We start from the raw sequence: 8,645 nt of genomic DNA, 5'->3' as shown, positions 1-8,645 counted from the left end.
ACTTTCCTTTAGAAAATCCACAGTTGTAGCTAGCATCCGAGTCCGGGGCGGGCAGTCCTTTCTGCGTGGATTTTAGAACAACTATTTCATTAACTCTCAATTTAATATACAATTTCACCATTTTGTAAAGAGTAAACGGTTTGACAGAAGAGGGAGAAACGCTTACAATTCAAGTAGTTATGTAGTCTGTGATATAAAGGAGCCTACAGGGGATGGAGAAGCGGAAAGAGGAATTTCTGAAAATCGTATGTCAGATCTATATGGCTGCCATTCTGGTAGTATTGCCGCTGTACTATATTCCCGGGAATGGATATTACAAATTGGGTGATAGCAAATATTATTTATATCGCAATATATCTCTGATCTGTATGGGAATTTGTCTGGTGGTACAGATAATCGTTGTGGTAAGAAGATGCCTGATGGAAAAACACAGACGGATAGAACAACGCTGTCGGATGGAAAACTGCGCTAGTGTCGGTATGTATATTGGTATGTATATAAGAAAAACCGGGGAAAAAATGATCGTATGGTGCAGGGAGCATATCGCAGTGACAGCGGTCTGCCTGTACGGCGCCTGTGCTGTGGTCTCTGCACTCGACAGCCCTTATGGAAGTACTGCGTGGACGGGAGAGAAGGAATGGTATATGGGAGCTGTCACAATCTGCCTGATGGTGGGCGGATTTTTGCTGGCAGCGAATTACAGCGGACAATGCAACCGGATTTTATATCTGGGAGAAGCGGCGTCTGTCACAGTGGCACTCATAGGACTACTCCAAAAACTGGGTTATGATCCATTGGGATTATTGAAGGGTTATGTCGTGGGAGACTGGGAATATACACATATGCTCACTACACTGGGGAATAACAACTGGCTTAGCGGGTATTACAGTGTAATGTTTCCTTTATCACTGGCACTTTTTTGTAAGGCGGTGGAAGAAGAGCGAAGAGGAAGTTCGATGCTGCTTGGAGTCAGCAATACTCTTGTGGTCATATTACTGTTTTTACAGGGAAGTGACGGCGGCGTGATGGTGGCAGGTGTGGCACTGTGGATGTGTTTTTGGAGTAGCCGGAAGAAAACAAAGCTGTGGGAAGCCCAGCTTTTCCTGCTGACCGGCATCTGCGTGGGAATGTTACTGTGGGGAAAGGGGATGCAATCCCTGGGAACCTTTGACATCCTGTTGCAGGACGGTATTGCCAAGTGGCTGGCTGCCTGGCAGGGATGGATTTTGCTTGCGGCGATGTGCCTGTTATTTTGCGGGATACATCATGCTCTTCCGGATGAGAAAAAGGGGATCTTACGGACCGGATTGCTGTACGGCAGTCTGGCGTTTGCTGCGGGTGCGGTCATATGGTATATTTTGAAACAGCAGGGCAGCGATTTCGCGGAATGGGGTAATCACCGTGGAAGACTATGGCAGATGGCATGGCAGGGATTCTGCCAGGGAGATCTCAGGCAGAAGTTGTTGGGGGCCGGACCGGATTGCTTTGCAGGTTATTTGGGACAAGTGTTGCCCGGAGGTACGGTACTGTTCGATAAAGGCTATTTTGCCGGCTCGATTTTTACGAATGCTCATAATGAATGGCTTACGACACTGATCGATATGGGAGTGCTTGGAGTGCTCGCCTATGCAACCGTATTTTTTACCGCATTTCGAAAATATCGCGGAAACTTCATGACAAATATGCTGCTTTTTACCTACGGAATACATTCTCTGATCAGTTTTCAGCAGGTACTGAATGCTCCACTTTTTTTTCTACTGCTGGGGATATGCGAAGCCGGACAGGGGCAGGAGAAGCTACATAGAACGGATACAGATGAGGAGTCGATAGAAATCGCATGAAAAACATTTGGAAAATTTTCACAGGAGATCTGAAAAAACTGGTGAAACAGCCTTTTGCACTGGTCATCATCATCGGACTGTGCGTGATACCGTCACTGTATGCATGGTTTAATATTTTCGCTAACTGGGATCCCTATGCCAATACCGGTGGAATCCCCGTAGCGGTGGTGTCTCTGGATAAGGATTACACGCGAAAGGACGGCTCTGTGGTGAACATGGGAGAATCCGTGTTGGAGAGTCTGCATTCTAACACCAGTGTGAAATGGGTCTTTTTAGATACTGAGGAAGAAGCGCGGGAAGGCGTGGAAGCGGGAAAATATTATGCCGCCATCGTGATCACGGATAAATTTACATATAGTATGTACAATGTTTTCTCCGACGATTTTGAGAATCCGTCACTGATTTATTACCAGAATCAGAAGAGCAACGCTATTGCTACCAAGATCACAGATACGGTAGCCGGTACGTTGCAGAATACTATTAACGAGACTTTTATCAAAGTGGCTGCTACCACGATTTTCGAAGAGGGTAATTCCGTATCGGATCAGATGCAGGGAGACAGCTATGTGGAGGAATTTTGTGCCGATCTGGAAGAATTGAATGATAACCTGAAGGAATACAGTGCGATGATCGATACTTTCCGGGCGGGGAATGACAGACTGGAAGCGGCGATCACCCATGTGAATTATGAGATTCCCGTAATGCAGAAAAAGTTGGATGCAACGACGGCAAGCCTGAACCAGAGCAGTCAGAATCTGTCATCCACCAGAGATACGCTGTCGAATTTCAGTACGAATGTGGATACCTCCATGAGTACCATACAGACCTCGCTGGAGGATATGAAAAAGATTCTGGATCAGAGCAAGCTGGCAGACGATACGGCACAGATGACGAAGGATCTGAATAAAGTGGCAAGGGATACCAACACACTGAACGGACAGGTCAACAATCTGCTGGCAGCGCTGATTGAACAGCGGGTGCAGGGAAGTGTATCCGGCGGAGATGCTTCTACCGGCAGCGGAAGCGGCAATACGGCTGCGACGGATGCTGCCATCGAGGCGCTGAAAGCTATGCAGAAAGAACTGGATATGATGAATACAGTCATAGGCAGTGTGCTGGAATCCACCGATGAACAGGCGGCAGAGAAAGCAAAGGTCAATGTCAACAAAGCCATGAATAATTTAAAGAATGTCATTGACAGCTGTGAAAATTCCGTAAGCAATATGCAGGGTATCTATAAAAACAATCTGGTGCCCCAGATGCAGAAAGTTCTGACAAATATGTCAGATTCGCTGAATCAGGTGACCACCCTGGTAAATACATTGAGCAGTACCGTACAGAATATAGGTGTAGTTATGGAAGGCGTCGGCGATGCGGTAGACGGTACCAGCGAGAGCCTGGGACAGATCCAGGGCGTAGTAGACGGCATCAGTCAAAAACTGACAGATCTGACAGAACAGCTGGAAGGTGCCTCCGAAGAGGAAATGATGGATATTCTGGTACGTTTCCTGGGAGGAGATCCTGACAGCCTTGGAGCATATTTCGCATCTCCTGTGACGATGGAGACCATAGCCATGTATCCGGTAGCTACCTACGGTTCTGCTATGACACCGTTCTATTCCACGTTGGCGATCTGGGTAGGATCTACGATTCTGGTGGCACTGGTGAAGGTAAAGGCATCACCGAAAAATCTTAAAAACGTACAGAGTTATCAGCTGTATTTCGGCAGATACCTTCTGTTCTTACTGCTGGCGCAGATCCAGGCTGCTATTATTGTGGCGGGAGATCTGTGGTTGCTGAAAGTAAATATTGTGGAACCGGGACTGTTTTTCCTGGCGGCAAGTTTTACCGCCACTGCATTTTCCCTGCTGATCTATTCCCTGACGTTGGCATTCGGGGATGTGGGTAAGGCTGTCTGCGTAATTGTTATGGTGCTGCAGATCGCGGGATCCAGCGGAACGTTCCCTATTGAACTGCTTCCCGATATTTATCAGAAGATATACATCTTCTTCCCATTCCCCTATGCGATCACGGCAATGCGTGAGGCACTGGCAGGAATGTATGGAACCGCCTATATGGCAGCCCTGGCGAAGCTGATTCTGTTCATGCTGGAAGGGCTGCTCATCGGACTGGTGATCCGGATCCCGTTTGTGAAGCTGAACCATTTCGTGGAAGAGAGAATGGAAGACACTGAGCTCATGTGATGCCGAATAGGCAGAAAATAAAGCAGAAAGGAAATTTCATGGAAAGAGATTACGAAGAGATTTTCCAGAAGGTGCTGGACTATGAGCAGACCCTTCATGAAAAAAACAGAAAAAGAATCAAGATCGGTCTGAAGTGCATCTGGATCGTGCCCCTTTTTTTCCTGGCGCTGTTATTTTTAACCGGCAGTAACAAGGTGATCTTCCTGATCCTGTGGATCGTGTCACTGTTCGCCCTGTCAATCTATCTGATCGTTGTGGAATATATGGATTATAACTTGCAGGAAAAGATCATGGAACTGAAGGGAGAAGAGGGAACGATTGAAGCAGTGACTCCTGCGGATTTCGACAGGGCGGCACAGATCATCCGCAAGACCCGCGAAATGATCGGTGAGGGACTGAACTCCCCGGCGGAGACACAGGCAGAAGACGGGGAGGATGGCGAGTAATATGCGTAACATTTGGAAGATATTTACCACCGACATCCGTCGGATCAGCAATAATGTAGTGGCAGTAGTGATCGTCATGGGATTAAGCATCCTGCCGGCACTGTATGCCTGGTTCAATATTTTCTCCAACTGGGATCCTTATGAACCGGCGGCTACCAGCCAGTTGAAGGTTGCAGTCGCTTCGGATGATGCCGGAGCGGAGATCATGGGTCTGTCCCTGAATGTGGGAGACAGTGTGCTGGAAGCCCTGGAAGCGAATACTACCATCGGCTGGGTATTCCCGGAGACCACGGAAGAAGCCCTGGAGGGCGTGAAGAACAGCGACTATTATGCAGCACTGATCATTCCGGAGACTTTCACACAGGAAATGCTGGGATTTATAGACGGTGAAGTGGATCATCCGACGATCTATTATTATGAAAATGAGAAAAAGAACGGCATTGCACCCAAGATCACAGGCAAGGCGAAAAATGCCGTGCAGGAGCAGGTAAATGCTACGTTCATCAGTACTGTGGCGGAGTCGGTCATGAAAGCCGGCAATGCGCTTTCTATGGTGAATGCAAACGGTCAGGTCAGTGTGACAGACTCTCTGGATACTGTGCAGAAGCAGCTGCGGGATTATGTGGTCATGCTGCAGTCCTTCCAAAGCATCATGAATTCGGCGGAAATGATCATGTCCACCAGCCAGAATATGCTGCCGGATATGGACAACGTCCTGGAGAATGGGCGGAATACCATGATCGGCATGCAGACTATGATCAATTCCAGCGTGGATGCAGTGGATGTCATGGGAGATATGGTAAGCAGCAGTATGAATATGGTGACGGAAGCACTGCAGTACCTGTCCATCTATGCGGACGGACTGTTAGCCCAGATGGACAGCAACAGCGTAGGCAGTACCACGGACACCGGACTGGGCATGGCAATCGGACTGGTGCAGGGTATGCAGGCAAATATGGATGTTCTGGGAAACCTGGTAACCGGGCAGGATGCGCAGATTCAGGAGATCAGCCAGTCATTAAAAAATATTGAGGCGGACCTGAAGCAACTGCAGAATAGCAAAGGACAGGTAGATACCGATATCAATACCCTGCGGGCGCAGATGAGGGAACAGATCCGGATCTGCAGCAAACAGCTGGATAACCTCGCAAGTGACTATAATAACAACGTCAGACCTTCTTTCCGTGATACCGGTAAATCCATGCAGCAGGCGTTTTTGAATGCCGCAGCGATGATGAATGGCACGGATGTGAATATGGATGAAATCTCCGATATTTTAAAGGAGTACCAGCAGACTTTACAGGAAGGCAACGTAAGTTTGCAGGATTCTCTGGTAATTGCCCAGGAACTGCTGGACAAGGTGAATAAAATAGCGGATAATATAAAACGGATCACCGGAGCGGACTCTTATGAAGATATTTTAAGTGCCATGGCGACGGATCCTGCGGCTGTTGCGGACTTTGTATCATCTCCGGTGCAGCTTAAGACGGTGCCTGTTTATCCGGTGGATCACTACGGCTCGGCAGCATCGCCGTTCTATACGATCCTGGCGATCTGGGTAGGTGCGTTATTTTTGGTAGCCATCATTCATGTAGGGGTGAAACCGATTGATCCCGGGGATCATTACAAGGCTCATGAGAGGTATTTTGGCAGATATCTGCTGTTTTTCCTCATAGGACAAGCGCAGACACTGCTTACGATCCTGGGCAATCTCTACTACATTGAGATCCAGTGCCAGCATAAGTTTTTATACTGGCTGGCGGCAGCGGTGGCGAGTGCCGCATTCAGCTGTTTCATGTATTCCGTGACTTTTGCATTCGGTAACGTGGGAGAAGCACTGGCAATCGTGGTCATGGTCATCCAGGTAGCGGGAAGCGGCGGAACTTTTCCTATCGAAGCATTGCCGAAGGTGTTCCAGTGGATCTATCCGTTCCTGCCATTCCAGTTCGGCATGAAAGCCTTCAAGGAATGCATCGCCGGAATGTACGGCGTGGACTATTGGATCAATGTGGGTAAAATGGCATTATTCCTGATCATTGCACTGTTACTGGGACTGGCGTTGGAGCCGCCGTTCCGTAAATTGAACCATACGATCGAGAAGAGCAAGGAAAAAACAGGACTGATGATATAATGAGCCTCAAGGAAAACCAAGCGGCTGCGAAGCAGACATTTGGTTTTCTGGGCTCATTAGCGAACGAATAATCCTGCGAAGCAGGATGTAGAGTGCGAAAGCACGAATTTGTGAGCTTATGATATAATGAGTGCGAGAAAGGAATCACAATATGAAGTGGGTAAAATTCAGAATAAAGACCGTGACGGAAGCAGAAGATATTATTATCAGCACCCTGTATGATCTGGGACTGGAAGGTGCACAGATCGAGGACAAAGTGCCCCTGACTGCCATGGAGAAGGAGCAGATGTTCGTAGATATCCTGCCGGACGGACCGGAGGATGACGGCATTGCTTATTTGAGCTTTTTTGTAGAGGAAAAAGAGGATGGTAGTCTGGAAGTAGCCGGTGAGAAGACCACTACCGAGGCGGTGCTTGCCGATGTGAAGCGGGAACTGGAAGATTTACGTCAGTTCATGGATATCGGAGAAGGTTCCGTAGCCGTGGATGAGACCGAGGATATTGACTGGATCAACAACTGGAAGCAGTATTTCCATCAGTTCTATATTGATGACATCCTGGTCATTCCTTCCTGGGAAAATATCAAACCGGAAGACACCGATAAAATGGTGCTTCATATTGATCCCGGTACTGCATTCGGCACCGGTATGCATGAGACCACACAGCTGTGTATCCGTCAGCTGCGTAAGTTCATTACTCCCGAGACGGAGCTTCTGGATGTGGGAACCGGCAGCGGTATTCTGGCGATTCTGTCCCTGATGTTCGGTGCAAAGCATGCCGTGGGAACCGACCTGGATATCTGTGCGGTGGAAGCAGTAGCACAGAACTGCGAGGTTAACGGCATCGATCCCGCACAGTTCGACATGATGATCGGCAATATCATTACCGATAAAGAAGTGCAGGACAAGGTGGGCTATGAGTGTTATGATATCGTCGTAGCCAATATTCTCGCAGATGTACTGGTGCCCCTGACTCCCGTGATCGTACACCAGTTGAAAAAGGGAGGTATCTACATTACCTCCGGTATCATTGATGACAAGGAACAGACCGTGGTAGAGGCAGTGAAGGCAACGGGTCTGGAAGTATTGGAAGTAACCTATCAGGGAGAATGGGTCAGCGTTACCGCAAGAAAAAATTAGAGGATTTTTAACAATGTATCAGTTTTTTGTAGAGCCGGATCAGATCGATGTGGCAGGAAAAAGTGTCATTATCCGGGGAACCGATGTCAATCATATCAAAAATGTACTGCGTATGCGCCCCGGCGAGGAAGTGGCGGTCAGCAACGGAATCGACGGGAAAGAATATCGCTGTGGGATCCTTGCGCTGGAGGAGGACTGCGTCCGTCTGGAACTGCGTTTTATCAAAGAGGACGGCGTGGAACTTCCGGCGAAGATCTATCTGTTTCAGGGGCTGCCCAAGGCAGATAAAATGGAACTCATTATTCAAAAAGCAGTGGAACTGGGAGCTTTTCAGGTGATTCCTGTAGCAATGAAGCGGTGCGTGGTAAAGCTGGATGAGAAAAAGGCAGATGTAAAGATCAAGCGCTGGCAGGGAATTGCGGAGGCAGCAGCGAAACAGAGCAAGCGGGGCGTGATCCCAACGGTAGCTCCGGTGATGAGTTACGCTCAGGCAGTGAAAATGGCATCACAAATGGATCTGAAGCTGGTGCCCTACGAACTGGCAGAGGGAATGGAACAGACGAAGCACCTGATCGAAAGCGTGGAGCCGGGGCAGCAGATCGCTATTTTCATCGGTCCGGAAGGCGGCTTCGACCCGGAGGAGATCCGGATCGCCACAGAGGCCGGAATCCAACCCATTACCCTGGGCAAACGGATCCTGCGGACGGAGACTGCCGGATTTACGACTATCGCATGGCTGATGTATCAGCTGGAAAAATAGCTGGTGGGCGGCACAGAGTATCTGCCTGTGGCATATTTTAATCATAAGAAGAATATAGTAACTATTCAGAGTAAACAAAAAAGCTTTGAAACAGAGGGCTTGCAAATGGAACCTGAGTAGCTGCT

The 8,645-nt window shown here is 48.5% G+C and carries 6 protein-coding genes; all 6 read left to right on the top strand.

What is annotated here, in order from left to right:
* The first annotated feature begins 212 nt into the window (after positions 1 to 212).
* A complete protein-coding gene (locus tag ACTRDR_RS12410) occupies positions 213 to 1,841 on the top strand; it encodes an O-antigen ligase family protein (RefSeq protein ID WP_440527856.1) in 1,629 nt (542 codons plus the stop codon).
* On the top strand, positions 1,838 to 4,045 hold the full coding sequence (locus ACTRDR_RS12405; protein ID WP_440527854.1) for a YhgE/Pip family protein: 2,208 nt from the start codon (positions 1,838 to 1,840) through the stop codon (positions 4,043 to 4,045). The genes ACTRDR_RS12410 and ACTRDR_RS12405 overlap by 4 nt, the downstream gene beginning before the upstream one ends.
* A 38-nt stretch (positions 4,046 to 4,083) precedes the next feature.
* A complete protein-coding gene (locus tag ACTRDR_RS12400; protein WP_440527852.1) occupies positions 4,084 to 4,491 on the top strand; it encodes a hypothetical protein in 408 nt (135 codons plus the stop codon).
* Between the two features lies 1 nt (position 4,492).
* Positions 4,493 to 6,622, top strand: a complete 2,130-nt coding sequence (locus ACTRDR_RS12395) for a YhgE/Pip family protein (RefSeq protein ID WP_440527851.1) — start codon at positions 4,493 to 4,495, stop codon at positions 6,620 to 6,622.
* Between the two features lie 151 nt (positions 6,623 to 6,773).
* Positions 6,774 to 7,760 (top strand): 50S ribosomal protein L11 methyltransferase, encoded by a 987-nt coding sequence (gene prmA / locus ACTRDR_RS12390; RefSeq protein WP_440527849.1) that lies wholly within the window; start codon positions 6,774 to 6,776, stop codon positions 7,758 to 7,760.
* Between the two features lie 13 nt (positions 7,761 to 7,773).
* Positions 7,774 to 8,520: a 16S rRNA (uracil(1498)-N(3))-methyltransferase gene (locus ACTRDR_RS12385; protein ID WP_176863906.1), complete on the top strand. Its 747-nt coding sequence runs from the start codon at positions 7,774 to 7,776 to the stop codon at positions 8,518 to 8,520.
* The last annotated feature ends 125 nt before the right edge of the window (positions 8,521 to 8,645 follow it).

Origin of the sequence: Simiaoa sp., assembly GCF_051972595.1 — a bacterium.
Classification (GTDB): Bacteria; Bacillota; Clostridia; order Lachnospirales; family Lachnospiraceae; genus Acetatifactor; species Acetatifactor hominis.
This window is presented reverse-complemented; position numbering and strand designations above follow the sequence as displayed.